27 protein-coding genes are annotated in these 24917 nt (G+C 56.5%); 14 read left to right on the top strand and 13 right to left on the bottom strand.

The genetic code is table 11. The annotated features are described in order from the left end of the window. Nucleotides 1–4: 4 nt before the first annotated feature. The 5 genes from frr to RO22_RS02440 form a co-directional block, all read right to left on the bottom strand. Nucleotides 5–562: a ribosome recycling factor gene (frr, locus tag RO22_RS02460; protein ID WP_009288629.1), complete on the bottom strand. Its 558-nt coding sequence runs from the start codon at nt 560–562 to the stop codon at nt 5–7. A 4-nt stretch (nt 563–566) separates the two neighbouring features. After that, nucleotides 567–1340: a UMP kinase gene (gene pyrH / locus RO22_RS02455; protein ID WP_007111718.1), complete on the bottom strand. Its 774-nt coding sequence runs from the start codon at nt 1338–1340 to the stop codon at nt 567–569. Between the two features lie 159 nt (nt 1341–1499). Continuing rightward, on the bottom strand, nt 1500–2369 hold the full coding sequence (gene tsf, locus RO22_RS02450; RefSeq protein WP_009288628.1) for a translation elongation factor Ts: 870 nt from the start codon (nt 2367–2369) through the stop codon (nt 1500–1502). Between the two features lie 228 nt (nt 2370–2597). Next, nucleotides 2598–3347, bottom strand: a complete 750-nt coding sequence (gene rpsB / locus RO22_RS02445; protein WP_009288627.1) for a 30S ribosomal protein S2 — start codon at nt 3345–3347, stop codon at nt 2598–2600. Between the two features lie 63 nt (nt 3348–3410). Further along, on the bottom strand, nt 3411–3677 hold the full coding sequence (locus RO22_RS02440) for a hypothetical protein (protein WP_027957764.1): 267 nt from the start codon (nt 3675–3677) through the stop codon (nt 3411–3413). A 2-nt stretch (nt 3678–3679) separates the two neighbouring features. Between RO22_RS02440 and map the strand changes: the two genes are divergently transcribed. From map to RO22_RS02405, 7 genes are all read left to right on the top strand, one after another. Further along, the gene (gene map, locus RO22_RS02435) at nt 3680–4471 is read left to right on the top strand and encodes a type I methionyl aminopeptidase (protein ID WP_027957763.1); all 792 of its coding nucleotides are present in this window, start codon (nt 3680–3682) and stop codon (nt 4469–4471) included. Beyond that, nucleotides 4471–7146 carry a [protein-PII] uridylyltransferase gene (locus tag RO22_RS02430; RefSeq protein WP_022520195.1) on the top strand — a complete coding sequence of 892 codons (2676 nt, stop codon included), beginning with the start codon at nt 4471–4473 and terminating at the stop codon, nt 7144–7146. Before map ends, RO22_RS02430 begins: the two co-directional genes overlap by 1 nt. Before the next feature lie 324 nt (nt 7147–7470). Further along, nucleotides 7471–8667, top strand: coding sequence for a succinyldiaminopimelate transaminase (gene dapC, locus RO22_RS02425; protein WP_041157515.1), 1197 nt, complete (start codon nt 7471–7473; stop codon nt 8665–8667). A 41-nt stretch (nt 8668–8708) separates the two neighbouring features. Continuing rightward, complete coding sequence (locus RO22_RS02420) at nt 8709–9050, top strand: Spx/MgsR family RNA polymerase-binding regulatory protein (RefSeq protein WP_022520197.1); 342 nt, start codon at nt 8709–8711, stop codon at nt 9048–9050. 119 nt (nt 9051–9169) lie between these two features. Further along, on the top strand, nt 9170–10195 hold the full coding sequence (dapD, locus tag RO22_RS02415; RefSeq protein ID WP_027957761.1) for a 2,3,4,5-tetrahydropyridine-2,6-dicarboxylate N-succinyltransferase: 1026 nt from the start codon (nt 9170–9172) through the stop codon (nt 10193–10195). Next, the gene (gene dapE / locus RO22_RS02410; protein ID WP_041157514.1) at nt 10182–11354 is read left to right on the top strand and encodes a succinyl-diaminopimelate desuccinylase; all 1173 of its coding nucleotides are present in this window, start codon (nt 10182–10184) and stop codon (nt 11352–11354) included. Before dapD ends, dapE begins: the two co-directional genes overlap by 14 nt. Then, nucleotides 11351–11740, top strand: a complete 390-nt coding sequence (locus RO22_RS02405; RefSeq protein ID WP_009288622.1) for a hypothetical protein — start codon at nt 11351–11353, stop codon at nt 11738–11740. The genes dapE and RO22_RS02405 overlap by 4 nt, the downstream gene beginning before the upstream one ends. A gap of 78 nt (nt 11741–11818) precedes the next feature. On the opposite strand, the gene RO22_RS25235 is transcribed toward RO22_RS02405, so the two are convergent. Beyond that, nucleotides 11819–12364: a cold-shock protein gene (locus RO22_RS25235; protein ID WP_022520199.1), complete on the bottom strand. Its 546-nt coding sequence runs from the start codon at nt 12362–12364 to the stop codon at nt 11819–11821. A 112-nt stretch (nt 12365–12476) separates the two neighbouring features. Between RO22_RS25235 and RO22_RS02395 the strand changes: the two genes are divergently transcribed. Continuing rightward, the gene (locus tag RO22_RS02395; RefSeq protein ID WP_022520200.1) at nt 12477–12725 is read left to right on the top strand and encodes a SlyX family protein; all 249 of its coding nucleotides are present in this window, start codon (nt 12477–12479) and stop codon (nt 12723–12725) included. A 60-nt stretch (nt 12726–12785) separates the two neighbouring features. Here the strand turns inward: RO22_RS02395 and ald are convergent, their stop codons facing one another. The 7 genes from ald to radC form a co-directional block, all read right to left on the bottom strand. Beyond that, nucleotides 12786–13904, bottom strand: a complete 1119-nt coding sequence (gene ald / locus RO22_RS02390; RefSeq protein WP_041157513.1) for an alanine dehydrogenase — start codon at nt 13902–13904, stop codon at nt 12786–12788. A 174-nt stretch (nt 13905–14078) separates the two neighbouring features. Next, nucleotides 14079–14513: an acyl-CoA thioesterase gene (locus RO22_RS02385; protein ID WP_009288620.1), complete on the bottom strand. Its 435-nt coding sequence runs from the start codon at nt 14511–14513 to the stop codon at nt 14079–14081. A gap of 64 nt (nt 14514–14577) precedes the next feature. Next, nucleotides 14578–15768 (bottom strand): class I SAM-dependent rRNA methyltransferase, encoded by a 1191-nt coding sequence (locus RO22_RS02380; protein ID WP_039860875.1) that lies wholly within the window; start codon nt 15766–15768, stop codon nt 14578–14580. Between the two features lie 138 nt (nt 15769–15906). Continuing rightward, a complete protein-coding gene (gene mutM, locus RO22_RS02375; RefSeq protein ID WP_022520203.1) occupies nt 15907–16749 on the bottom strand; it encodes a bifunctional DNA-formamidopyrimidine glycosylase/DNA-(apurinic or apyrimidinic site) lyase in 843 nt (280 codons plus the stop codon). A gap of 157 nt (nt 16750–16906) precedes the next feature. After that, nucleotides 16907–17062, bottom strand: coding sequence for a 50S ribosomal protein L33 (rpmG, locus tag RO22_RS02370; RefSeq protein ID WP_022520204.1), 156 nt, complete (start codon nt 17060–17062; stop codon nt 16907–16909). A gap of 68 nt (nt 17063–17130) precedes the next feature. Then, nucleotides 17131–17367 (bottom strand): 50S ribosomal protein L28, encoded by a 237-nt coding sequence (gene rpmB / locus RO22_RS02365; protein ID WP_022520205.1) that lies wholly within the window; start codon nt 17365–17367, stop codon nt 17131–17133. Between the two features lie 258 nt (nt 17368–17625). Continuing rightward, on the bottom strand, nt 17626–18300 hold the full coding sequence (gene radC / locus RO22_RS02360; RefSeq protein ID WP_009288617.1) for a RadC family protein: 675 nt from the start codon (nt 18298–18300) through the stop codon (nt 17626–17628). A gap of 175 nt (nt 18301–18475) precedes the next feature. Between radC and coaBC the strand changes: the two genes are divergently transcribed. The 6 genes from coaBC to RO22_RS24370 all read left to right on the top strand — a co-directional run bounded on the left by coaBC (nt 18476) and on the right by RO22_RS24370 (nt 24884). Next, complete coding sequence (coaBC, locus tag RO22_RS02355) at nt 18476–19771, top strand: bifunctional phosphopantothenoylcysteine decarboxylase/phosphopantothenate--cysteine ligase CoaBC (protein ID WP_041157512.1); 1296 nt, start codon at nt 18476–18478, stop codon at nt 19769–19771. After that, nucleotides 19768–20226, top strand: coding sequence for a dUTP diphosphatase (gene dut, locus RO22_RS02350; protein WP_022520207.1), 459 nt, complete (start codon nt 19768–19770; stop codon nt 20224–20226). The genes coaBC and dut overlap by 4 nt, the downstream gene beginning before the upstream one ends. 61 nt (nt 20227–20287) lie before the next feature. Continuing rightward, nucleotides 20288–21685 carry a phosphomannomutase/phosphoglucomutase gene (locus tag RO22_RS02345; RefSeq protein ID WP_041157511.1) on the top strand — a complete coding sequence of 466 codons (1398 nt, stop codon included), beginning with the start codon at nt 20288–20290 and terminating at the stop codon, nt 21683–21685. Nucleotides 21686–21806: 121 nt separating this feature from the next. Further along, nucleotides 21807–22706 carry an acetylglutamate kinase gene (gene argB / locus RO22_RS02340; protein WP_007111740.1) on the top strand — a complete coding sequence of 300 codons (900 nt, stop codon included), beginning with the start codon at nt 21807–21809 and terminating at the stop codon, nt 22704–22706. Between the two features lie 19 nt (nt 22707–22725). Then, nucleotides 22726–23334 carry a nucleoid occlusion factor SlmA gene (slmA, locus tag RO22_RS02335; RefSeq protein ID WP_022520209.1) on the top strand — a complete coding sequence of 203 codons (609 nt, stop codon included), beginning with the start codon at nt 22726–22728 and terminating at the stop codon, nt 23332–23334. A gap of 192 nt (nt 23335–23526) precedes the next feature. After that, nucleotides 23527–24884 (top strand): IS3 family transposase gene (locus RO22_RS24370; RefSeq protein ID WP_223827930.1). Its coding sequence is split into 2 segments (ribosomal slippage): nt 23527–24006 and nt 24009–24884, totalling 1356 coding nucleotides; the frame shifts between segments, so codons are not numbered across the junction. The last annotated feature ends 33 nt before the right edge of the window (nt 24885–24917 follow it).

Here is a 24917-nt window from a genome sequence, read left to right as displayed (position 1 = left end):
AGGTTTATACCTGCATGAGATCCTGCTCTTTTGCAGTCAGCGCTTTATCGATCTCAGCAATATACTTGTCGGTCAGCTTTTGAATCGCATCTTCGCCTTCACGCTGATCGTCTTCGGTAATCTCTTTATCTTTTAACAACGACTTGAAATCACCGTTAGCATCACGACGTACGTTACGCACGGCAACGCGAGCGTTTTCAGCTTCGCTACGCGCCTGCTTGATATAACCTTTGCGGGTCTCTTCGGTGAGCATCGGCATTGGCACACGGATCACGTTGCCTGCACTGGCCGGGTTCAAGCCAAGATCAGAGGTCATGATGGCCTTTTCGATCTTCTGCACCATACCCTGCTCCCACGGCGCAATCGTCAGCGTGCGAGCGTCCTCAACGTTGACCGATGCCACTTGGCTAAGCGGTACCTGGCTGCCGTAATAGTCCACGGTAACGGCGTCTAAAATGCTCGGGTGAGCACGACCGGTACGAATTTTATTGAAGTTGCTATGCAGCGCCTCAACGCTTTTTTGCATGCGCGAATCGGCATCTTTCTTAATATCGTTGATCACGTCATTACCCTCTGTATATCAGCGTGCCTTCCTTGCCCCCTACGACCATATTCAGTAGGGCGCCAGGCTTATTCATATCAAATACCCGCACCGGCATATTATGGTCACGTACCAGGCAGATAGCGGTCAAATCCATAACGCCCAATTTTTGATCCAGGGCGTCGTCGTAAGAGAGCTGGTCGTACTTCACCGCATCCGGATGTTTTACCGGGTCTTTATTGTAGACGCCATCGACTTTGGTCGCCTTGATCACTACGTCGGCGTCCACCTCAATGCCGCGCAAACAAGCTGCAGAATCGGTGGTGAAGAAGGGGTTGCCTGTGCCTGCAGAGAACAGCACTACGTCCCCGGAGGTTAAGTAGCGAATGGCCGTGCGACGGTCGTAGTGCTCTACAACGCCGCTCATTGGGATAGCCGACATCACGCGCGAGCGGATATTGGAGCGCTCTAGCGCATCACGCATTGCCAGCGCATTCATTACGGTCGCCAGCATGCCCATATGGTCACCGGTGACGCGATCCATGCCAGCCTCATTGAGCGCCGCACCGCGAAACAAGTTACCACCGCCAATCACGATGCCTACCTGTACCCCAATACCGACGAGCTGGCCGATCTCCAACGCCATCCGGTCAAGCACTTTAGGGTCAATACCAAAATCGTGTTCACCCATCAGCGCTTCGCCAGAAAGCTTGAGCAAAATACGTTTGTATTTTGACTTCGAACCCTCAGCCTTGCTGGGTGCTACATGGGGGGTAGGTTCTTGAACATCACGCGACATGGCATCTCTCCTGAGGCAGACCTGTAAACAGGCAGGCGGGGCAGCCCCGCTGTATAAACCCGTTATCAGGGTCGGCTAACTAACACCGGTTATACAGGGGCCGGATACGCGAAGGCGTGCGCTCACGCGCACGCCATCTTTTTTCTGAAACCTCTGACCTCAGCGACGGCCAGCCTGTTCCATAACTTCTTTAGCGAAGTCGACTTCTTCTTTCTCGATACCTTCACCAACTTCAAAGCGTGTGAAGCTTACCACTTCGCCGCCTGCGGCTTTCACGTACTCAGCCACAGTCTGGTTCGGGTCTTTAACAAACGGCTGCTCGGTCAGGCTGTTTTCTGCCAAGTACTTTTTCAAGCGGCCCTGAACCATTTTCTCTGCGATCTGCTCCGGCTTACCGGCCATATCCGGCTGCGCCAGAATAATCGCTTTTTCCTGATCCAACTGCTCTTGGGGCATATCGGCAGGATGCGCAACCGCAGGGTTGATCGCCGCCACGTGCATTGCAACGTCTTTCGCGACTTGCGAATTGCCGCCTGTTAGCACGGTCAGAACGCCAATGCGGCCACCGTGGACGTACTCGCCTACCAGACCACCGTCAACAGCGTTCACTACGATGGCACGACGCACACCGATATTCTCACCGATTTTCTGAACCAACTGCTCGCGGGCAGTTTCCAGTTCGCCAGCCATAACGGCGGCAACATCTTCGCTTTTCGCGGTGAAGAAAGCACCGGCGATTTTGTCAGCAAACGCGATGAAGTTGTCATCACGAGCAACAAAGTCGGTCTCGGAGTTGATTTCAACCATTACGCCGTAGCTGCCGTCTTCCGCTACACGCGTAACCACTACACCTTCTGCGGCGATACGATCGGCTTTCTTCGCTGCTTTTAGGCCGGAGCTTTTGCGCAGGTTTTCAATCGCAACTTCGATATCACCGTCGGCTTCGGTGAGTGCTTTTTTACACTCCATCATGCCGAGACCGGTACGTTCGCGAAGTTCCTTGACCTGAGAGGCGCTGATAGCTGCCATGAGAATTCACCTCTGAAATGGTTCTATGAGAGTTAGACGCAACACAGAGTATAGGCATGATAAATGACCATCATGTATCACGCTGCCCTATGTCTCTCTGTATTACGGGGCCGGTATTGAGTGCCGGCAAATTCGTCCGCTCAGACAGTTCATCTGTAGCGGGAAAAAGGGGGCAAAGCCCCCTTTATCTTGATGCGGCACACCTGCTCACCGCACCCACTGCTGCGATTACTCAGCGGCAGTGTTGTCTTCAGCTGCAGCGGCCTCTTCGGTCACTTCAACAAACTCTTGAGCGTTGGCTTCTTTGGCACGGCCACACGCATCCGCAATCGCTTTTACGTAGATCTGGATAGCGCGGATAGAGTCATCGTTGCCGGGAATTACGTAGTCAACGCCATCGGGGTTGGAGTTAGTATCCACCACGCCGATAACCGGGATGCCCAGCTTGTTGGCTTCGTTGATCGCGATGCGCTCGTGGTCAACGTCGATCACGAACAGTGCGTCCGGTAGGCCGCCCATGTTCTTGATACCGCCGATAGAACGCTCAAGTTTGTCCTGCTCGCGAGTCGCCATCAAGACTTCTTTCTTGGTCAGCTTCTCGAACGTGCCGTCTTCGCGCATGGTTTCAAGATCACGCAGACGCTTAATGGACTGACGGATGGTCTTGAAGTTAGTCAACATGCCGCCCAACCAGCGATGGTTGACGAAAGGCTGACCAGCACGGTTAGCTTCTTCTTTAATTACCTTGCTAGCGCTGCGCTTGGTGCCAACAAACAAAATTTTGTTGTTGGATGCCGCCATCTTCTCGACCACATCGATCGCTTCGTTCAGCGCCGGAAGGGTGTGCTCAAGGTTGATGATGTGAATCTTGTTGCGCGCGCCGAAGATAAATTTGCTCATCTTCGGGTTCCAGTACTTGGTCTGGTGGCCGAAGTGAGCACCTGCTTTAAGCAGGTCACGCATATTAACGTGAGACATGGTAGAACTCCTAAAACTCGGGTTAGGCCTCCACGCACCCCATGGATCCGACCGTTGACCACGTTAGACGCTGCCAGCGGCACCCGGGACCATGTGCCGGTGCATGTGTGTTTTTAAGGCTTGATAGTAAGCATCGCGCCCGTAAGTCGAGCACGCTGCGGATTCATCGCCCTGCCCTACTGCGTACTTCCCAGCCAAGAAGCTCGGAATCACGATTGCAGGAAAGCGCGCGGCTTTATACCATAGATCATTGCCAAGATGAAGTCGCACCCCGTTTGACGGTCTTAAATTGCGCCATTCAATTTTCCATTCTGCATTCATATCGAGCATTCATGAACGTTCCTATCAAGACGCCTTCTGAAATCGAACACATGCGCGAAGCCGGGCGCCAAGCGGCTAGCGTGATTGAAATGATCACCCCCCACATCCAGGCAGGCATTAGCACGGGGGAAATTGACCGTCTCTGTCATGAGTATATTGTTAACGAGCTGGGCTCGACCCCTGCACCGCTGAACTACCATGGTTTTCCCAAGGCGACCTGCACGTCGATCAACCATGTGGTGTGCCACGGCATCCCCGACGACGCCAAGAAGCTTAAAAATGGCGATATCATGAACCTGGATATCACCGTTAAGACCACCGACGGCTATCACGGCGACTCCAGCGTGATGTTCGTAGTGGGTGAGACGATTCAGGGCGAACGGCTGTGTCGCATTACTCAGGAATGCCTGTATAAAAGCATCGAGCGAGTGAAGCCTGGCGTGCGCCTCTCGGAGCTTGCCCGCGTGATTCAAAAACATGCCGAAAGCAACGGCTACTCCGTCGTGCGCGACTTCTGCGGCCACGGCATCGGCGCCGAGTTCCACGAAGAGCCGCAGTTTTTACACTACGACGGCTACGCACCGGATGCCGACATTAAGCTCGCCGCAGGCATGTGCTTTACCATCGAGCCGATGATTAACGTCGGCGGGTATAAAACCAAGGTGCTACGCGATGGCTGGACCGCCGTTACCAAAGATCGCAGCCTTTCAGCGCAGTGGGAACATACGCTGCTGGTGACCGAGGGCGGTGTAGAAGTACTGACCGCGCGTGGCGATGAAGACTTCAGTTTTCTACCCAACTGATGCTACTACACCACCACCGGTTTGAGCCGGACACCACGCTTTACGACCTGGATCTTTTCCGCACTGAGCTTGCCGGATCTCGCTCGCCGGTGGCGCCCTTCAAGGCCGCGCTGCGCGAGCTACAAGCGCGCCTGGACGACCAGTTTCGCGCCGGTGCAGACATTCGCGACCTTGTGCGCGGCCGCGCCTGGTACCTGGATCAGCTGCTGGCGATTGCCTGGGCGCAGCATGAGTGGCCCGATGATGGAATTGCGCTGGTGGCGGTAGGCGGCTATGGCCGTGGTGAGCTACACCCCCACTCGGATATCGATCTGCTGCTGCTATTGGAGCAGGACGACGACACCGCCTATCGCGAACCGCTGACCGCTTTTATCACCTTCTTGTGGGATATTGGCCTGGAAATTGGTCATAGCGTTCGCTCGCTTAGCGACTGCGAGCGGGAAGCCGAAGCGGATGTCACGGTGATTACCAACCTGCTCGAATCTCGCCTGATTGCGGGACCAGAAAGCCTGCGCGAAGCGATGCGCGAACGCCTCAGCGCCGAACATATTTGGCCCGCCGACCGCTTTTTTGAAGCCAAGTGGCAGGAGCAGATTTCCCGTCACTACCGCTACAACAACTCCGAGTACCACTTAGAGCCGAACCTCAAAAGCTCCCCCGGCGGGCTGCGCGACATCCAGATGATTGGCTGGGTAGCCAAGCGCCACTTCGGTACCGAGCAGTACACCGATATCGTCGCCAACGGCTTTATGAACGATGCCGAACTGCGCATTTTAAGCCAGGGGCAGGCGTTCTTGTGGCAGGTGCGCTATGCCCTGCATATGCTTACCGACCGCGCCGAAGATCGCCTGCTGTTTGACCACCAGCGCACCATCGCCGAAATGTTCGGCTTTCGCGATACGCCCGAACGTCTGGCGGTTGAGCAGTTTATGAAGCGCTACTACCGGCACGTCACCGCGCTGGCAGGTCTCAACGATATGCTGCTGCAGCACTTTGACGAGGTCATCCTGCGCGGCAAAGAAGCGCTGGAAACCGTCAAGCTCAACGAGCGCTTCGAGACCAAAGGCGGCTATATCCAGGTGCGCTCGCGGACACTTTTCCGTGAACGCCCTGCGGCGATGCTGGAGCTATTCCTGCTGATGGCCAAGCACCCCGAAATCGAAGGAGTGCGTGCCGATACCATCCGACTAATTCGCGATCATCGCCACCAGATTGACGACCACTACCGGGAAGACCCGCGCCACCAGCGGCTCTTTATGGCTATTCTGCGCGCCCCCGGCAATGTACCCCGCCAGTTGCGGCGCATGAACCGCTACGGGATTCTGGGCAAATACCTGCCCGAATTTGGCCGCGCTATAGGGCTGATGCAGCACGACCTTTTCCACATTTACACAGTTGATGCCCACACCCTGCTGCTGCTCAAATTTCTGCACAATTTCCGCAAACCGGAAGCGAAGGGTGACTTTCCTGTGGCGGTGGCATTGATGCAGCAGTTGCCCAAGCTCGACCTGCTGTGGATCGCCGGGCTGTTTCACGACATTGGCAAGGGCCGCGGCGGCGACCACTCGGAAATCGGCGCCCGGGACGTTGAGCATTTTTGCCAGCGCCACCACGTCTCGCCCCACGACACTAACCTGGTCAGCTGGCTGGTTGAACACCATCTATTGATGTCGATGACCGCGCAAAAGCGCGATATCAGCGACCCCGATGTGATTCGTGATTTTGCCTTGATCGTGCGTAACGAAACGCGCCTGGACTACCTTTACGTGCTCACCGTGGCCGACATCAATGCCACTAACCCCACGCTGTGGAACGGTTGGCGGGCGTCGCTGCTGCGCCAGCTGTACGCCGAAACCAAGCGTGCCCTGCGCCGCGGCCTGAATAATCCGCCCGACCGCGACGACTGGGTGCGGGAAACGCGCACCGAAGCACGCTCTTTGCTGCAAACCATCGGCGTTAATCGTGAGCAAATCGATCATCTTTGGGAATCGCTAGGGGAAGACTACTTCCTGCAGTACGCCCCCAGCGAAATCGTTTGGCAGACCCAGGGCATTCTCAATCACAACCAGTCGCCGCTGCCGTTGGTGTTGATCAGCGCACCTACTGCGGACATGTCCGAAGGCGGCACCAAAGTGTTTATCCACACCCGTTCGGTGGACGACCTTTTCGCTGCTACCGCCGCTGCCATGGAGCAGTTGGGGCTCTCGATTCACGATGCGCGCATTGCGACCTCCCACAACGATTGGACGCTAAACACCTTTATTGTGCTCGACAGCCATGGTCAGCCCATACGTGACCCAGGCCACATCGAAGAGATGCGCCGGCACCTGGTGGAAGAGCTCGATGACCCTGACGACTACCCGGATATCGTCACCCGCCACACGCCGCGCCAGCTCAAGCATTTCAAGGTACCCACGGAGGTGCTGATTGAGCAGGATCCGGCCAATGAGCGCACGCTGCTGGAGCTAACGGCTCCCGACCGCCCCGGCCTGCTGGCCCGGGTGGGACGTATCTTTATGGAGCAGGACATCTCGCTGTCCGCGGCAAAAATCGCCACCCTCGGCGAGCGGGTAGAAGACGTCTTTTTTATTACCACCAAAGCAGGCGAACCGCTGACTGACCCCGAGCGCCAGCAGCAGCTGCGCGAACGTCTGATTGAAGTGTTGGGCGTTTAAAAGATAATTCACCGAACCCCGAGGCTGATGCAGAGATTGTAGTGCCAAGCCTGGGGGCGAGGGTAGGTTTCCGCGAGGGCGCTGTGAACCCCTCCAGGGGCGCTACTTTCGCCATCTGACCGCCAGGGATGGCGGAAATGCCGGAATTGTCAGGAATTTTTTCCGGCCATGGCGAAAGACCCTCGCTCCAACCTACCCTCGCTCCCGTCTATCGAGTGTCTGTAAAAGTATTCATTGCAAAATCACACCCTCGTTAGGTTTGAGCCTGCACCGGGCCTTGCCTATAATCGACGGTTTACGCCGCCAGCCATCAACGGACACATCATGAACGCCGACCTCGACGCCCTGCATCCTTACCCGTTTGAAAAGCTGGCCGCGCTGAAGGCCGCATTAACGCCCCCAGCTGACTTGGCGCATATTCCGCTGACCATTGGCGAACCCCAGCACGCGCCCTTTCCTGCGGCGCTTGAAGCGCTGGTGGCGCACCAGCTGGAAATGGCCCGTTATCCCGCGACCAATGGCCTGCCAGCGCTCCGCCAAACCATCGCCAACTGGGCAAGCCAACGCTTTCAACTGCGCGAACTCGACAGCGAACGGCACGTGGTGCCCGTTAACGGCACTCGGGAAGCCATTTTTGCCTTTGTGCAGGCGGCGCTGGATCGCACCCGCCCGGCGAAAGTCGCGGTGCCCAATCCGTTTTATCAAATCTACGAAGGTGCGACGCTGCTGGCAGGCGGTGAGCCGCTCTATTTAGACTGTACCGCTGAGAACAATTTTCGACCTGACGTTAACGCCGTGCCCGCCGCGACGTGGCGCGACGTGCAAATCGTTTTTACCTGCTCGCCGGGCAACCCCACCGGTGCAGTCACGTCCCTTGATGAATTTAAGCAGCTGATTGCCCTCGCCGACGAACACGACTTTATTATCGCCTCGGACGAGTGTTACTCGGAGCTCTACCTTGACGAAACAGCCCCACCACCGGGGTTGCTGCAAGCCTGCGCCGAGCTGGGTCGTGATGATTACCGGCGCTGCGTGGTGTTTCACTCGCTCTCCAAGCGCTCCAACTTGCCGGGCCTGCGCTCGGGCTTTGTGGCGGGGGATGCGGCACTGCTCACACCGTTTCAGCGCTACCGCACTTACCATGGCTGTGCCATGTCGCTGCCGTTGCAGCACGCCTCTATCGCCGCCTGGCAGGACGAGCAGCACGTACGCGCCAACCGCGACGCCTACCGCGAAAAATTTAGCGCGGTCACCCAGGTGCTTGCCCCAGTCATGGATTTTCCCGCGCCACAAGCTAGCTTTTACCTATGGCCTGCGGTGCCCGGTGGCGACGATATCGCCTTCACGCAGAGGCTGTTTGCCGAACAGCACGTTAGCGTACTGCCCGGCAGCCTAATGGGACGCAGGGGTGAAAGTGGCGTTAACCCCGGCTCAGGGCGTTTGCGCCTAGCGCTGGTGGCTGAGCTAGCGCCCACCCTTGAAGCCGCCCAACGAATTCGCCATCTCATCGAGCGCGGTTAACTTATTCCACATTCTCTGGTTCAACATTCTCAGGAGGTCGTATGCTGACGCTGTATATCATCGATAACTGCGATACCTGCCGCAAAGCGCGTAAAGCGTTGGATGAGAAAGCGCTGCTGTATAAAACCCACGATCTGCGCAAAGATGGTCTATCTGCTGCGCTACTAGAACACATTTTACATCGCGTGCCGCTTGTGGAAGTCATTAACAAACGTAGCAAAACCTGGCGCGAACTTTCCGATGAGGAAAAAGATTACGACGCCAACTCGGCCCGCCAGCTACTGATGAAATACCCCACACTGCTGAAGCGGCCGCTGCTCGAAGTAGACGACTCCACTATCTTAGTCGGCTACCGCGAGGGCGATTACGACAAGCTCGGCTAAGTACTCAAGTGGCTAAGTGCTTCAGCAACTAGATACTTGAGAAACTAAGCACTTAAGCAACTAGGCACCTTGGCTTTGCCTGCTTTTCTTCACTATTTATCACTACAGGACACCTTCTTATGCTGAGCTTTGCGCTTGGAATCGGCACCCAAAACACCCAGGGCGACTGGCTGGAAATCTACTACCCGGCGCCGCTGCTCAACCCACCCGCCAGCCTGGTGGAAGCCGCCAAACAAGCTCTGGACGCCCCCCAAGGCAACGCCGCCATCAGCTTTTTGCCCGAAGACTGCACACGCCTGGCTAAAGCGTTAGAAGCCGCGGGGCACTCCGCCCAGGCAGAGCTTGCCGAAGCGCTCTCTGTCAGCCAGCGCCCCCTGGTCGCGATGTTCCTGGAGAGCGACGAAGCGCCACAAACCGCGCCAGAGGTGTATTTAAAGCTGCATCTGCTGTCCCACCGCTTGGTCAAACCTCACGGTCTCGATCTCACCGGCATGTTTGGCCTTCTGCGCAATATTGCCTGGACCAACGAAGGCGCCATCGACATTGAAGAGCTGCCTACGCGCCGCTTGAAGGCACGTATGGCGGGCCGCGCGCTGTCCGTCGACTGTGTCGATAAATTCCCCAAAATGACTGACTACGTGGTGCCTACCGGTATCCGCATTGCCGACACCGCCCGCGTACGTCTGGGTGCTTACCTGGGCGAAGGCACTACCGTCATGCACGAAGGCTTTGTCAACTTCAATGCGGGCGCCGAAGGCCCCGGCATGATCGAAGGCCGCATCTCAGCCGGCGTGATGGTCGGCAAAGGCTCCGACTTGGGCGGCGGCTGCTCCACCATGGGCACTCTCTCTGGCGGTGGCAATATCGTCATTAAGGTCGGGGAAGGCTGCTTGATCGGCGCCAACGCAGGCATCGGCATTCCCCTGGGTGACCGCTGCACGGTAGAAGCAGGGCTGTATATCACCGCTGGCTCCAAAGTGACCTTACTGGATGATCAGGGCCAGGAAGTGAACACCGTTGCCGCCCGCGAGCTGGCCGGGCAAGACGATCAGCTATGGCGCCGCAACTCCCAGAATGGCCGCATTGAGTGCTTGACCAATAAAAGTGCTATCGCCCTGAACGAGGCGCTGCATGCCCACAACTGAACCTGAAGGACTGTCGCCGACGCTCACGCTCGCCTTTGAGCTGCTCAGCCGGGCCTCGGTAACGCCGGACGACGAGGGCTGCCAGGAACTCATGATCGAGCGCTTAGCAGCGCTCGGTTTTCATATTGAGCGGCTACCGTTTGGCGACGTAAAGAATTTCTGGGCGGTTCGCGGCCATCACGGCCCGGTGGTGGCCTTTGCCGGCCACACCGACGTGGTGCCCAGCGGCCCCTATACCAACTGGCAGTACCCACCGTTTGAGCCCTGCATTGATGATGAGGGCATGCTGTGCGGACGTGGCGCGGCGGATATGAAAGGCAGCTTAGCCTCAATGCTGACCGCCGTTGAGCGCTTTGTGGCCAACCACCCGAATCACGATGGCCGTATTGCTTTTCTGATCACCTCCGATGAAGAAGGCCCGGCAGTCGACGGCACCCGCGCGGTGGTCGAGCACCTGCGCGAGCGTAATGAACGGCTCGACTACTGCATTGTCGGCGAACCATCCTCGACCACGCGCCTGGGCGATGTGATCAAAAACGGTCGTCGCGGCTCACTGGGCGCCACGCTGCACATTAAAGGCGTGCAGGGTCACGTGGCCTATCCGCATTTAGCGCGCAATCCCATCCACCAGGCCATGCCAGCGCTGGATGCGCTGGTCAACGAGCACTGGGACGCGGGCAACGACTTTTTTCCCGCCACCAGCTTTCAGATTTCCAATCTGCGCGCAGGCACCGGGGCGACCAACGTGATCCCTGGCGACGTGGAAGTGGTGTTTAACTTTCGCTTCTCCACCGAGGTGACCTCTGATGAGCTCAAAGCGCGCACGGAAACCATTCTCGACCAGCATGGATTGGAATATCAGATAGACTGGACGCTCAACGGCGAGCCGTTTTTAACCGCGGAAGGCGCGCTGGTTGACGCCGCCATTAAAGGCGTTGAAGCGGTGACCGGCGAGCGCCCGGCGCTCTCTACCAGCGGCGGCACCTCGGATGGCCGCTTTATCGCCACCCTTGGCGCTCAAGTGGTCGAGCTAGGCCCGCTCAACGACACCATCCACAAGGTCAATGAGCGCGTTCGCGCCAGCGATCTGGACGACTTAAGCCGGATTTACGAAGCGACGCTGCAAGCGCTACTCTCCTCCGGTGAGGTAAACCTATGATGGAGCGTTACCCCGATATAGAGATTTACCTAGCCAGCGTGTCGCTTGATGCGCTCAATGAGTGGTTGAAAAGCGCACTAATCGCGCCACCGCTGAGCCCCGCAGGCAAAGGTAAATGGCAAACCCGCGGCCAATACCAGGGTGACTGCGTGCCGGTATTGCTGGTAGACAAAGCCGCTGATGGCTTTGCCAGCCTATGGTTTGATAGCAACCACACGCCGTGGATGACCGACCAAGAGTGTGCCCAACAGGCCGCGGAAGCGTTGCAAACCGAAATACGTTGCTCACTGGGTGGCTGGCACCCCGGTGATGACCCTGACCGCTTCTGGCAAGTGTTGCCCGGTGGCAAAGAAGGGGCAATAGAGTGGCCCGATTCAGGGCGTTAATCGAGCGCTTTAAACGTAAACGACCCCGCCGAAGCGGGGTCGTTACTATCCAACGATCAATTTAACTAGCCGTTGGGCTCACTCAATAATACTGACATCGTCGGCCTGCAAACCACGCTCATTTTTAATCACGTGATAACGCACGATTTGGCCTTCTGCCAACATACGCGGGCCACGACCACGAATGGCACGGAAGTGTACAAACACATCTTCGCCATTATCGCGGGTAATAAAACCGTAGCCTTTGTTGGTATTGAACCACTTTACTTCACCCTCTTCGCGGCCATCGTTAGGATCGATGATGTCTTCCTCCTCATCATCGTCCAACGGTGCAGCCGCTTGGGGTTGGCGCGTTGCTGGCTTGGGACGAACCACAGCATCGGACGCCACCACGATCGAGGGCGCAAAAGCGGCAGACGCTAATGTGCCAATACACAGAACAATAAAACTACCTATCGCAACGGCAATATAGACACCGCTAACTCCACTGATTGCCAACTCGGCCATCCACAGCTCGGCGAGGGCACTATCGGTTAAATGAACAATCCCCGCCAGCAAAAGTGGCGTGGGGGCGGCAAGTAATACACTGATTAAGAAACAGCGAAACACAACTTTTGGGTTCATAGAAAAAAAAAGCTCTCTTGTTGTATGGGTAACAGACGAAGGACAATACCCGCACTATCAGGCCCATTCCCAATAGCACCGGCATACTACTACATAAGGCTGCAATGTTATCATGACACATGAATTATCGCCTGTTGACCTGGCTCAACGTCTTGAATCTTTAGAGAGTCGCATAGCCCATCAAGAGCACTGGCTGGATACCCTGGATCAAGCGGTGGTACAACAGGAGCGCCGCCTGGAGAAACTGGAGCAACTCAGCGGCCTAATGCGCGAACGCCTGCGTGAGCAGCACCAGGCACTCCAGGCAAGCGAACCCCAGGGCGGCCAGCGCCCCGAGGATGAACTTCCGCCCCACTACTGAACTAACGCCAGCCCCGGATGCGACTAATTAATTAGCCGCCGACAGCTAGCTTTCAACAGTTTAGCTGCCAACAACGCTCGCAGGGTCGATACTTTCCAGCCCAAAGGCATCCGCTACGGCCTGGTAGGTGACTTGCCCCGCGTGCACGTTAAGGCCCGGGAGAAAGTGTGGGTCGTCATGCAGCGCCTGCTGCCAGCCCTTATCTGCCAGGGCGAGTACAAAGGGCAGCGTGGCGTTGGTCAGCCCCTGGGTGGACGTACGTGCTACCGCGCCGGGCATATTGGCCACACAGTAGTGCACCACCCCATCGACGATATAGGTCGGTTCGGCATGGGTGGTGGGCTTGCTGGTTTCAAAACAGCCGCCCTGATCGATGGCAACATCGACCAGTACACTGCCAGGCTTCATATCAGCCAGCATACTGCGAGTGATTAGTTTTGGCGCAGCGGCGCCGGGCACCAGCACCGCGCCAATGATCATGTCAGACTCACGGGTGGCCGTTTCCAGCGCGTCTGCGGTGGAGTAAACGGTTTTAATGCGCCCCTGGTAACGGTCATCCAGCACTTCAAGCCGCGCTAACGACTTATCCAGAATGGTAACTTCCGCGCCTAACCCTAACGCCATGCGCGCAGCGTTTTCGCCTACCACGCCACCCCCAATCACGGTTACCTTACCTGGCGCCACACCCGGCACACCGGGCAGCAGCACGCCCGCACCGCCCTGGGCCTTCTCCAGGCTATGGGCCCCAGCCTGCACCGCCATTCGTCCCGCTACGGTGCTCATAGGCGCCAGCAGCGGTAGGCCACCGCGGGCATCGGTAATGGTTTCGTAGGCGATACAGGTGGCACCGCTCTCCATCAGTCCACGGGTAAGGGGCTCTTCGGCGGCCAGGTGCAGATAGGTGAACAGTGTATGCTGTGGGGCGAGTCGCGCTACCTCGTCCGGCTGCGGCTCTTTCACCTTGAGGATTAACTCAGCGTTGCGCCACAAAGTGTCCACATCTCCTTCTATGTGCGCACCGGCGGCTTGGAAATCAGCATCGCTAAAGCCTGCACCTTCACCGGCTCCGGCCTGAATGCTCACCTGATGGCCGCGCCCGGCTAATTCCCGTGCGCCGGTAGGGGTTAAGGCCACGCGATACTCGTGATTTTTGATCTCTTTGGGGACAGCAATTTTCATTGGATTTTTCCTGTGCTTTTAAAGGTCAGTCATGTTGTTAAGCAAATTACAGCACAGCTAACGTTGACCACCACCCCAGAAACAAAAAACAAAAAAAACGCCGGTTAAGGCGTTTTTTAGGAGAAAAATCTAGCGATTGCCGGTTCTACACGAAAAAATCCACTTCGTTCTACGTCACTCCACAATAACTGCGCCGCCGTAGATACGCCGATACTCCTCGGGCAGGCGCTTGGGCCGCCCTGTTGAAAGCGCCACGCAGGCAAAGCGTGTACGGGCGTAAAGCAACGTTTTAGCGTCTTTGACTCGCACCAGCTGAAAACGGCGGGTCAAACTAAAGCGCTCGTCACAATCGACAATCCAGGTAGCCAGCTGTAGCTCATCACCTGCAAAGGCAGGCGCCAGGTAATCCAGCTCGTGGCGGTGAACCACCATGGCCCGATCAAGCTCTCGGTAACGCTCAAGAGAGAGGCCGAGCGCGACCGAGTGAGCCCAGCTAATCTGCTCAACCCAGCGCAGGTATTCACTGTTGTTGACGTGCTGATAAGCATCGATCGCCTCATCGGCCACGCGGATATCGATCACAAAAGGATCGGGCAGCGCCCACTCCATCGGCTAACTCCTGTGTACCTTTACTCCCCTACACGCGAACTTCTCTGAACTCTAGCTACCTGAACTAGTCGCGGAACACACGCACACCCAGCGCCTTCAGGTAAGACGTTTCAGGGATAGCCGGATGCACCGGGTGATCAGGCCCTTGGTGGCCTTGGAAAATCACCTGCCCGTGACGATCCTGGTGGCGAACCGCACCACGCACTACGTCCATTAGCCGCTCGGGCGCCAGGTGCATGGAGCAGGACGCAGACAACAGCAGACCATCGCGACCCAGCAGGCGCATGGCCTCGCGGTTCAAGCGGGCGTAGGCACGCTCACCGTTGGGAATGTCCTTGCGCTTTTTGATAAACGCTGGCGGGTCAAGAATGACCACGTCAAACTCCTCGCCCTCTGCCTTCAACGCTGCTAACGCTTCAAATGCATCTCCCTCACTAACCGCTACCTTCTCCTGCACGCCATTCAGCTCGGCGTTGCGCGCCACTTGAGCCAGCGCCGGGCCTGAAGAGTCCAGGCACATCACCTCTTTCGCGCCATGAACAGCCGCCTGCACGCCCCAACCGCCTACGTAGCTGAATACGTCCAGCACGCGCTTACCTTCCACATTGCGATTGATCCACTCGCGATTAACCCGGTGATCAAAGAACCAGCCGGTCTTCTGACCGTTCAGCACCGGCACCACAAAGCGAGCGCCGTTCTCTTCGAGCACCACTTCGTCAGGCAGCGTGCCTTTGATGACGTCAACGTGGGCCTCAAGACCTTCCTGACGACGGCCGCCAGTATCGTTACGGAAGACGATCACCTCCGGTTTGATGACTTTTTCCAGCGCGTCGACAATCTCATCCGCCAGCGCCTGCATACCCGCGGTATTGAGCTGCACGACGAGGACATCACCAAAACGATCGATCACCAAACCTGGCAACAGGTCGCCTTCGCCGTGGATCAAGCGGTAGAACGGCTGCGCATAAAGGCGCTGACGCAGTGCCAACGCTTGATTAAAGCGGTGTACAAACAGCGAACGATCCAAGCGCATCTCGGGGTCACGAGACATTATCCGGGCAGCAATTAACGAATGAGGGTTTACATACGCGACGGCCATTACTTTGCCATTGGAGGCTTCTACCAGTGCGGTTTCGCCTGCCGCAAAGTTTTTCAGCGGCGTCTCTTTGATATCCACCTCATTGGAGTAGATCCAAAGATGGCCCGCTTTAAGACGGCGGTCGGCATTTTTATTCAGGCGCAGGCGTTGGGTCACAGCAATCTCCAAAAATTTTGTCTTTAAAACCTTGCCTTAAAAACCTGTGTCTTAAAACCTGGGCTTAAAAACGGAGGCAAGGCAAAAGATGAGGCAAAGCAATACTTAAATAAAACAGTAGCACTTACTAGATAGGCATTAGCGCTGGCAGCCGGGGCAGAACACACTAGCACGCTGGCCAAGCGTAATGCGCCGAAGCTCAGCGCCACAGCGCAAACAGGGCTGGCCGTGGCGGCCATAAACATTAAGGCGTTGGGCAAAGTAGCCGGGCTCACCCTGGCCACTGACAAAGTCCCGCAGCGTGGTGCCACCTTGGGTAATTGCCGCCGCCAGCACGTCTTTCACGGCCAGTGCCAAGGCGTCATAGCGAGCACGGGAAACTCTTCCCGCCGCACGGCGGGGATCAATGCCGGCCATAAAGAGCGCCTCTGCCGCGTAGATATTCCCGGCACCAACAACCACCTGGTTATCCATCAGAAACGGTTTTACTGCCACGCGCTTGTTACGCGAGAGCGTGTAGAGCCATTTGCCGTTAAACGCATCAGACAGCGGCTCAGGGCCCAAGTGAGCAAGCCGTTTATCCTGCGCTGCGTCTGCGGCCTGCCAATCCACAAAGCCAAACCGACGGGGATCGTGATAGCGCAGCACATAGCCGCTGGCAGTCACCACGTCCACGTGGTCATGCTTTTTAGGCAAATCCCCCACCCGGGCAATCCGCAGACTGCCCGACATACCCAAGTGCCAGAGCAGCGTCGCGCTAGCGTCACCTTCAAGCGCGCCGCCAGCCTGGATAGGAATCTGCAGGTATTTTGCCCGCCGCATCAACCCCCCAATGCGCGCACCTACCAACCGCTCGGCCAGATCATCGGGCACAGGCACACGCAGCCGCGGCTGACGCACCAGCACTTCGGTGACTTCCTGGCCTTCAATATAGGGAGCAATCCCGCGTCGGGTGGTTTCAACTTCAGGAAGTTCGGGCATATTTAGACATCGTACCTGCCTGTAGTGACAGCCTAATGAAGGTGGTTTAGCGAAGCATGCGACACACGAAAGACATGCATGCAAAAACCCGGCCTCAAGCCGGGTTTTTGAACAGGCGCTCGCCTGCAGTGGAAGCCGATCAACATCGCAAAAGCGATTACTTGATCTTCGCTTCCTTGTAGATCACGTGCTTACGGATGACCGGGTCGAATTTCTTGAATTCGAATTTATCCGGAGTGTTCCGCTTGTTCTTATCAGTGGTGTAGAAGTGGCCTGTACCGGCACTGGACACCAACTTGATTTTATCGCGCATGGTTTAACTCTCCCAAAATGCTTGGCCCAAAATACCTGGCCCAAAGGGCTTTGTATAATAAAGCTGGCTTAGATAGCGTCGCCACGCTTACGAATAGCAACCAAAACTGTGTCGATACCTTTCTTGTCGATGATGCGCATTCCTTTAGTGGAAACGCGCAGCTTGACGAAGCGGTTCTCAGACTCAACCCAAAAACGATGGGTGTGCAGGTTCGGCAAGAAACGACGACGTGTCTTACGCTGGGAGTGTGAAACGTTATTTCCAGTTACCGGACGCTTGCCGGTAACCTGACATACTTTGGACATTAGAGCCTCCAACTGCTTGGCCAGGATATAATAACCTGAGTGTTCAAAACTGTCGGGCAAACCGGAGCAGGGAAGGTGTCGACGCCGTTAACCGCCAAGCTTTATCCAAATCCGTTATTCAACCCAAGTTTAAAGGTGGCACTTTATACCAGAGCACCCGACTTACAGCAAGCAAAACCCACAAAAAAGGCTGGAAAAGCACTTTTTTGCTCATTTTACTTAATCAAAACGGCATAGAGCAGTGCATTCTTATGCTGCTTATAGCCAGCCGCGCTCGGCAAAAGAGATCACTTCTCCATCCCCCACCACGAAATGATCCAGCACGCGCACGTCAAAAAGTACCAGCGCCTCTTTGAGGCGTTCCGTGATACGTCGATCAGCATCGCTTGGCTCTGCCACACCAGAAGGGTGGTTATGCGCCAGGATAACGGCGCCAGCGCTCAGCTCTAACGCGCGCTTGGCAACTTCGCGGGGGTAAACGGATGCGCTGTCTAGGGTACCGCGAAACAGCGATTCATAGCGAATAATTCGGTGCTGAGTATCCAAAAAAAGCACCGCAAACTCCTCATGCCCTAAATGGCGTAGCTGCGAACTCAGGTAGTGGCGCACCAAGGCAGGTGATGTCAGCGCATTGCCTCGCGCCAACTGGCTGGCTAAATGGCGCCGCGACAGCTCAAGCGTCGCCTGGAGCTGAGCGTACTTGGCGCTACCTAACCCACGGGCAGCACAAAAACTTTCCTGATCGGCCTCTAGCAGTTGGCGCAAACCACCGAAGCTGCTGAGCAAATCCCGCGCTAAATCGACCGCCGAACGACCTTGTACGCCAACGCGCAAAAAAATTGCCAGCAACTCAGCATCTGAGAGCGCCTGGGCGCCAGTATTTAATAGCTTTTCCCGGGGCCGCTCACCTTCCGGCCAGTGATTGATTCCCATCGCACCTCATCCGCGCTGCTCATCTTTGTCGATCGAAGCCAGCCTCAACACGCATAGCTTTACAGCCATAAGCCTCATTAAACCTAGCTTAACCTTGTTTGTGCTCAATATGCCAAATTGTTGATGCCAATGGTATGGTAAGCCTCCTTACGAACGCGGATATGGATCACTGACCATGGCCTCTGCTGTTAACTCGACAAGCGCGTCGACGCTCGCCGGCAAACGCGTACTGCTCGGCGTCAGTGCGGGTATCGCTGCCTACAAAAGCGCGTTGATTGTGCGCCTGCTCAAGCAGGCGGGCTGCGAGGTGCGCGTGGTGATGACCGACGGGGCACAAGCCTTTATTACCCCGCTCACGCTGCAGGCGCTCTCCGGTGAGCCCGTGCGCACCTCTTTACTCGACCCCGAAGCCGAGGCGGGCATGGGGCATATTGAGCTGGCCCGCTGGGCGGATATAGTGCTGATCGCTCCGGCGACTGCCGACCTTATCGCTCGCTTGGTGCACGGCATGGCCGACGACCTGCTCACCACGCTCTGCCTGGCCTCAGAAGCGCCCAAACTGATTGCCCCGGCGATGAACCAGGCGATGTGGCGCCACCCCGCCACCCAGCGCAACGTAGCGCAGCTTGAGCATGACGGTTGGCAGCCGATAGGCCCCGCCGCCGGTGACCAGGCCTGTGGCGATGTGGGACCAGGCCGCATGAGCGAGCCTGAAGAGATTTTTAGCGCGGTTACGGCGCTGTTTGCTGCCCCTATCACCACAGCGCCTCACTCACATGCACCCCATATTGTGATCACCGCTGGCCCTACCCGTGAGCCACTGGATCCCGTGCGCTACATCTCCAATCACAGCTCGGGGAAAATGGGCTTTTCCCTGGCCGCAGCCGCGGTAGCTGAAGGGGCCAAGGTGACGCTGATCAGTGGGCCGGTTGACCTACCCACTCCCCAGGGCGTGACGCGAATTGACGTTGAGTCAGCCGAGCAGATGCACGCTGAAGCTCAGCGGCTAGCGCCTCAAGCGGCGCTGTTTATCGGCTGCGCGGCTGTCGCCGACTATCGCGCGGCAGCCCCTGCCGAGCATAAGCTCAAAAAGCAGGATGATAGCGACACACTCACCCTGACCCTGGTTAAAAATCCCGATATCATCGCCGGCGTCGCGGCACTGCCCGCCAAACAGCGCCCGCTGGTGATCGGCTTTGCCGCCGAAACCCAGGAGATTGAGCGTTACGCACGGGATAAATTACAGCGCAAAGGGCTGGATATGATCGTCGCCAACGACGTCTCCCAGGCTGGCCTGGGCTTTGGCAGCGACCAGAACGCCGCCTGGATACTCTGGCGCACCCCTCAAGGCGTCGAGAGCCGCTCAGAAGCTGCACAGCCGAAGACACAGCTGGCCACCACCATCATCCGTCAAGCGCTCGCCCTACTACCCACAACAGCCGCTACGAAAACATCTGGAGAATCCCCATGAGTGCCCGCCCCCGCCTGCAGTGCAAAGTATTAGATGAGCGTTTGCACGACTACCTCCCTGCCTACGCGACAGCTGGCTCGGCGGGAATGGATCTGCGCGCCCTGCTGGATGAGCCGTTAATATTAGCGCCCGGCGATTGCCAGCTCGTACGCACCGGCATTGCCATCTATATTGAAGATCCGGGTTTGGCAGGCATGATCCTACCGCGCTCCGGTTTGGGGCATAAACATGGCATCGTGCTAGGCAATTTAGTGGGTTTAATCGACTCAGATTACCAGGGCGAACTAATGATTTCGGTCTGGAACCGTGGTCAGAGCTCGTTTACGCTAACCCCCTTCGATCGGCTGGCACAGTACGTGCTTGTGCCTGTGGTACAGGCCGAACTCTCCTTGGTGGACGCGTTTGAAGACTCCTCAAGGGGCGGCGCCGGGTTTGGCAGTACGGGCAGTCAGTAACGAGTGGTCGCGCCTGTTTAGGAACCCTTTTAAGGAAACGTCTATTTAGCTGGGAAGCCCTATGAACGCACAGTCTGTACCCGCTTCGATTTTTCGCGCCTACGATATTCGCGGTATCGTTGACGACACGCTCACTGAAGAGACGGTAGAAATGATCGGGCGTGCTGTCGGCTCTGAGGCCGCCGCGCGGGGCGAATCCAGCGTGGTAGTCGCCCGCGACGGTCGCCTTTCAGGCGCTCGGCTGCAAGCAGCGCTGATGCGTGGCCTGAACGCCGCAGGGCGCGATGTGATCGATATCGGCATGGTGCCCACCCCGGTGCTCTACTTCGCCACTCACATACTGGAAGGCACCCAATCAGGCGTAATGGTCACCGGTAGCCACAATCCGCCTGACTATAACGGCTTTAAAATTGTGCTGAGCGGCGAAACGCTCTCTGGTGATGCGATTACAGCCCTGTTTGAACGTATCCAGTCCGGCAACCTAGACAGTAGCTTAGACAATGCTCAAGGCAGTATCACCCAGCAGGATGTTCGTGAACGCTATTTAACGCGCATTCTAGGCGACGTTAAGATCAACCGACCGATAAAAGCCGTGGTCGACTGCGGCAACGGCGTTGCCGGGGAACTCGGTCCGCAGCTGCTGGCACGGTTAGGTATTGAGACCATCCCGCTGTTTGCGGAAATTGACGGCCATTTCCCCAATCACCACCCTGATCCGGGCAAGCCGGAAAATGTCCAGGATCTGATCCGCAAAGTGCACGAAACCGGGGCCGACATTGGCCTTGCTTTCGATGGTGATGGCGACCGTCTGGGCGTTGTCACACCCACTGGCAAGCTGATTTATCCCGACCACCTGCTGATGGTGTTTGCCACCGATATGCTCGCGCGCCAACCTGGGGCCAAGGTTATTTTCGATATTAAGTGCACCGGCAACTTGGTCAAAGTGATCAGCGAGGCCGGCGGCGAACCGGAAATGTGGCGTACCGGGCACTCGATGATCAAGGCGCGTATGCAGGAAACCGGCGCTCAGCTTGGTGGCGAGATGAGTGGGCATATTTTTTTCCAAGAGCGCTGGTATGGTTTTGACGATGGCCTCTACGCCGCCGCTCGGCTGGTAGAGATTCTCGCCAATCAAGCCGACGACGCCGATACTTTTTTTGCCAACTTCCCTCAAGACGTTGCCACACCGGAAATTAATATAGCGGTTACCGACGATAACAAATTTTCTCTGGTGGATAAGCTTGCTCGCGAGGGCGACTTCGGCGAAGGTATAAAAACAACTTTGGACGGCATTCGCGTTGACTACCAGGATGGCTGGGGGCTGTGCCGCCCCTCGAACACCACGCCTGCACTGGTCATGCGCTTTGAAGGGAAAGACGAGGCCGCGCTAGCACGCATCAAAGCAATTTTTAACGACGCGCTTCGGCGCGTCGCGCCAGACATTGAGCTCCCCCAGTAGACAGATAGCTCTTTAAATAGCTCGGGGCTGGAGGGATCGCGACCACCTAGAAAGCGCGACCCTCATCACTTAATCAGCATAAACGTTAGCAGCATAATAAACGTTCGCAAGGGACAACCTCATGAGTTCAGCCAGTCGCGATCCCCAGGTCGTTGTGGAGGTGCTTTCCGAAGCCCTCCCGTATATTCAGCAGTTCTCCGGCAAAACCGTGGTGGTCAAATATGGCGGTAACGCCATGACCGAAAGCACCCTGATCGACTCCTTTGCCCGCGATATCGTGTTAATGAAGGAAGTCGGCATCAACCCGGTGGTGGTGCATGGCGGCGGGCCGCAGATCGGAGACCTGCTCAAAAAGCTCAACATTGAATCTCGCTTCGTCAACGGCATGCGCGTTACCGACTCGCAAACCATGGACGTGGTCGAGATGGTACTGGGCGGCTTGGTCAACAAAAGCATCGTCAACCTGATCAATCAAAGCGGCGGTAAAGCGATTGGCTTGACCGGTAAAGATGGCTCACAAATTCGTGCCCGCCAGCTCAAAGTTGAGCACCAAAGTCCCGAAATGACGGCGCCCGAGATCATCGATATTGGCCATGTGGGCGAAGTGGAGTCGATCTCAACCGAGCTTATCGAGATGCTGGCAGCGCGTGATTTTATTCCGGTGATTGCACCGATTGGCGTCGACGCCGCAGGCCACAGCTACAATATCAACGCTGACCTGGTAGCGGGCAAAATCGCCGAAGCGCTCAATGCAGAAAAGCTGATGCTACTCACCAATGTCGCCGGGTTAATGAACACCGAAGGTGAAGTGCTCACCGGTTTAAGCACCGCTCAGGTGGATGACCTGATCGCCGATGGCACGATTTATGGCGGCATGCTGCCCAAAATCCGCTGCGCGCTGGATGCAGTGAAGGGCGGCGTGAACAGCTCGCACATTATTGATGGCCGTGTCCCCCACGCGGTGTTACTGGAAATTTTCACCAATGCTGGGGTAGGTACTCAAATCAAGGACGCGAGCTAACCGCGACGGAGGTCACATTATGAGCGAAGATCAAAAACCTCGCCGCCGCGAGCAAATTCTCCAAGCCCTGGCATTGATGCTTGAGGAAGATAGCGGCAAGCGCATTACCACAGCCGCCCTCGCCCGCCAGGTAGGTGTTTCAGAAGCGGCGCTCTACCGCCACTTTCCCAGCAAAGCGCGTATGTTTGAGGGGCTGATTGACTTTATCGAAGAGAGTATTTTTGCCCGCATCACGCGTATTTTAGAAGACGTTCCCGACGCTACCTCCCGCTGCGGTACCATACTCGCGCTGCTGCTGGGCTTTGCTGAGAAAAATCCTGGCCTCGCACGGGTGATGGGCGGCGACGTACTCACCGGTGAAACCGCACGGCTACGCCAGCGGGTCAACCAGCTGTTTGAACGCCTGGAAATGCAGCTTAAGCAGATTCTGCGCGAAGCCGAACTGCGTGAAGGCCTACGCCCCACGATTCCGGCCTCTGCCGCTGCCAATTTGTTAGCGGCCCAGGCGGAGGGGCGAATTTCACAGTATGTGCGCAGCGACTTTAAGCGCTTGCCCACCGAACATTGGGAAGATCAGTGGTCGCTGCTGTCGGCCCACTTACTGCGCGCCACGGCACAGCCTGCTTAGGCTCGCGTGCTGGCTGCACAAAAAAAGCCGGCTCCTTTAACGTGAACTGCACCCCAAAAGTTGGACGCTCATCCAACGATTGGGGTGTTTTTCATGACGAAACATAATGAAGCGTTCAAGTTACTAGTAGTGCAACGCTWCTGAACTGCACCCCAAAAGTTGGACGCTCATCCAACGATTGGGGTGTTTTTCATGACGAAACATAATGAAGCGTTCAAGTTACTAGTAGTGCAACGCTACGCAGAAGGACAGCAGGGTTACAAGAGTCTGGCCAGACAGTACGGTCTTGGCCCTACAACCGTCAGGCGTTGGGTTAAACACTTTGAACAGCATGGTCTAAGTGGCTTGCAGAAAAAGTTCACCCACTACAGCGCTGAGTTCAAATTAGCGGTGTTGCAACAGATGAGGCAAGAGGAGCTATCAGCCTTACAAGCGACGACTCTGTTCGATATTCGAGGTGGTACGAGCGTCGTACGRCAGTGGGAAAGCCAGTATCATGAAGGAGGCTTCCAAGCGTTGGAGCCTAAAGCCCGAGGACGTCCGACGAAGATGCCTACAACAGAGCCCCCAAAGCCCCCACTTCCACTGACGGATAAGAGCTCGCTGGAGCAGCTGCTCCAAGAGAATGAGTACTTGCGTGCTGAGGTGGCCTACCTAAAAAAGTTGAGGGCCTTGCGTCAGGCAAAAGAACAAGCCGCGCAGAAAAAGCGCAGATAGTCCTTGAGCTGAAGCAAGGCCACCCTTTGGCGGTGCTGCTAAAAGTAGCAGAATTGTCGCGTAGTACGTTCTATTATCAGGCAAGGGCTCAGCAGTTGGAAGATCGGCATGCTGGTCTGAAGCGACGCATTCACGTCCTCTACGAGCATCACAAAGGCCGCTACGGTTATCGCCGAATCACAGCAGCGTTGCGTCAGTCGGGCGAGCAGGTCAACCATAAGACAGTCCAGCGCCTAATGCAGCATCTAGGCTTGAAGTCGCTGGTACGCCCGAAGAAATACCGCTCCTATCGTGGACAACAGGCCAGTGTTCCCAATCTTCTTGCCCGCCAGTTTCATGCTGAACGACCCAACCAAAAGTGGGTAACCGACGTCACGGAGTTTAATATCCGAGGCGAAAAGCTGTACTTGTCGCCTGTGATGGATCTCTACAACGGGGAAATCGTGTCCTACTCAATGCAGAAACAGCCGCAGTACTCGCTGGTAGGGGGGATGCTCAAGAAAGCCTTGGCTAAGTTGGCCGACCAAGACGCGCCTTTACTGCATTCTGATCAAGGCTGGCAATATCAGATGTCAGCTTACCGGCGTAAGCTCAGCGAGCATGGCGTGATTCAGAGCATGTCACGTAAAGGCAATTGCCTGGATAATGCCGCAATGGAGAGCTTCTTTGGTACGCTGAAGTCAGAATATTTTTACCTGAACCGCTTTGACACCATTGAGCAATTACAGGCGGGCATTCGGCACTATATCCATTACTACAATCACGAGCGGATTAAGACCAAATTAAAAGGCCTGAGTCCGGTGCAGTACCGAAATCAGGCCTTGGCTGCTTAGTTTTTCACTGTCCAAGTTTATGGGGTCAGTTCA

Origin of the sequence: Halomonas sp. KHS3 (assembly GCF_000830495.1) — a bacterium.
Taxonomy (GTDB): Bacteria; Pseudomonadota; Gammaproteobacteria; order Pseudomonadales; family Halomonadaceae; genus Vreelandella; species Vreelandella titanicae.
This window is presented reverse-complemented; position numbering and strand designations above follow the sequence as displayed.

What these genes read in the sequence shown, in the direction of transcription:
- pyrH (WP_007111718.1), bottom strand. Translation starts at nt 1,340, where the DNA reads ATGTCGCGTGATGTTCAAGAACCTACCCCCCATGTAGCACCCAGCAAG.
- tsf (WP_009288628.1), bottom strand. Translation starts at nt 2,369, where the DNA reads ATGGCAGCTATCAGCGCCTCTCAGGTCAAGGAACTTCGCGAACGTACC.
- rpsB (WP_009288627.1), bottom strand. Translation starts at nt 3,347, where the DNA reads ATGTCTCACGTTAATATGCGTGACCTGCTTAAAGCAGGTGCTCACTTC.
- RO22_RS02440 (WP_027957764.1), bottom strand. Translation starts at nt 3,677, where the DNA reads ATGCTCGATATGAATGCAGAATGGAAAATTGAATGGCGCAATTTAAGA.
- map (WP_027957763.1), top strand. Translation starts at nt 3,680, where the DNA reads ATGAACGTTCCTATCAAGACGCCTTCTGAAATCGAACACATGCGCGAA.
- RO22_RS02430 (WP_022520195.1), top strand. Translation starts at nt 4,471, where the DNA reads ATGCTACTACACCACCACCGGTTTGAGCCGGACACCACGCTTTACGAC.
- dapC (WP_041157515.1), top strand. Translation starts at nt 7,471, where the DNA reads ATGAACGCCGACCTCGACGCCCTGCATCCTTACCCGTTTGAAAAGCTG.
- RO22_RS02420 (WP_022520197.1), top strand. Translation starts at nt 8,709, where the DNA reads ATGCTGACGCTGTATATCATCGATAACTGCGATACCTGCCGCAAAGCG.
- dapD (WP_027957761.1), top strand. Translation starts at nt 9,170, where the DNA reads ATGCTGAGCTTTGCGCTTGGAATCGGCACCCAAAACACCCAGGGCGAC.
- dapE (WP_041157514.1), top strand. Translation starts at nt 10,182, where the DNA reads ATGCCCACAACTGAACCTGAAGGACTGTCGCCGACGCTCACGCTCGCC.
- RO22_RS02405 (WP_009288622.1), top strand. Translation starts at nt 11,351, where the DNA reads ATGATGGAGCGTTACCCCGATATAGAGATTTACCTAGCCAGCGTGTCG.
- RO22_RS25235 (WP_022520199.1), bottom strand. Translation starts at nt 12,364, where the DNA reads ATGAACCCAAAAGTTGTGTTTCGCTGTTTCTTAATCAGTGTATTACTT.
- RO22_RS02395 (WP_022520200.1), top strand. Translation starts at nt 12,477, where the DNA reads ATGACACATGAATTATCGCCTGTTGACCTGGCTCAACGTCTTGAATCT.
- ald (WP_041157513.1), bottom strand. Translation starts at nt 13,904, where the DNA reads ATGAAAATTGCTGTCCCCAAAGAGATCAAAAATCACGAGTATCGCGTG.
- RO22_RS02385 (WP_009288620.1), bottom strand. Translation starts at nt 14,513, where the DNA reads ATGGAGTGGGCGCTGCCCGATCCTTTTGTGATCGATATCCGCGTGGCC.
- mutM (WP_022520203.1), bottom strand. Translation starts at nt 16,749, where the DNA reads ATGCCCGAACTTCCTGAAGTTGAAACCACCCGACGCGGGATTGCTCCC.
- rpmG (WP_022520204.1), bottom strand. Translation starts at nt 17,062, where the DNA reads ATGCGCGATAAAATCAAGTTGGTGTCCAGTGCCGGTACAGGCCACTTC.
- rpmB (WP_022520205.1), bottom strand. Translation starts at nt 17,367, where the DNA reads ATGTCCAAAGTATGTCAGGTTACCGGCAAGCGTCCGGTAACTGGAAAT.
- radC (WP_009288617.1), bottom strand. Translation starts at nt 18,300, where the DNA reads ATGGGAATCAATCACTGGCCGGAAGGTGAGCGGCCCCGGGAAAAGCTA.
- coaBC (WP_041157512.1), top strand. Translation starts at nt 18,476, where the DNA reads ATGGCCTCTGCTGTTAACTCGACAAGCGCGTCGACGCTCGCCGGCAAA.
- dut (WP_022520207.1), top strand. Translation starts at nt 19,768, where the DNA reads ATGAGTGCCCGCCCCCGCCTGCAGTGCAAAGTATTAGATGAGCGTTTG.
- RO22_RS02345 (WP_041157511.1), top strand. Translation starts at nt 20,288, where the DNA reads ATGAACGCACAGTCTGTACCCGCTTCGATTTTTCGCGCCTACGATATT.
- argB (WP_007111740.1), top strand. Translation starts at nt 21,807, where the DNA reads ATGAGTTCAGCCAGTCGCGATCCCCAGGTCGTTGTGGAGGTGCTTTCC.
- slmA (WP_022520209.1), top strand. Translation starts at nt 22,726, where the DNA reads ATGAGCGAAGATCAAAAACCTCGCCGCCGCGAGCAAATTCTCCAAGCC.